The following is a 261-nucleotide window of genomic DNA, read 5'->3' as shown; positions in this document are numbered from 1 at the left end:
CGAATGATAGCCTACTAAGTGAAGTAGATTATCAACGAGGTCGAGAAGAGTTCAGGGCGGCGGTTGTCTGCCATGATATGACCCACATTCCAGCAAGTGCGAGCTGGCCCAATTTACAAAGTGCAGGCGTGATAGTGTCTTATCGTAAACTGGATAATCAAAAGCAAGGAGAATTAACATATCGATATTACATAAGCTCAGCAAACTTGAGTGCGCAAAGACTAGCGGAGGCCACACGAGCGCATTGGCATATCGATAACA

Annotated in this window: 1 pseudogene; it reads left to right on the top strand. The window is 45.6% G+C overall.

The features are described from left to right. Window positions 1-261 (top strand): annotated as a pseudogene (locus CWC11_RS23020) (ISAs1 family transposase); the annotation flags it as partial.

Origin of the sequence: Pseudoalteromonas sp. S3178 (genome assembly GCF_005886985.1) — a bacterium.
GTDB classification, from domain to species: domain Bacteria; phylum Pseudomonadota; class Gammaproteobacteria; order Enterobacterales; family Alteromonadaceae; genus Pseudoalteromonas; species Pseudoalteromonas carrageenovora.
This window is presented reverse-complemented; position numbering and strand designations above follow the sequence as displayed.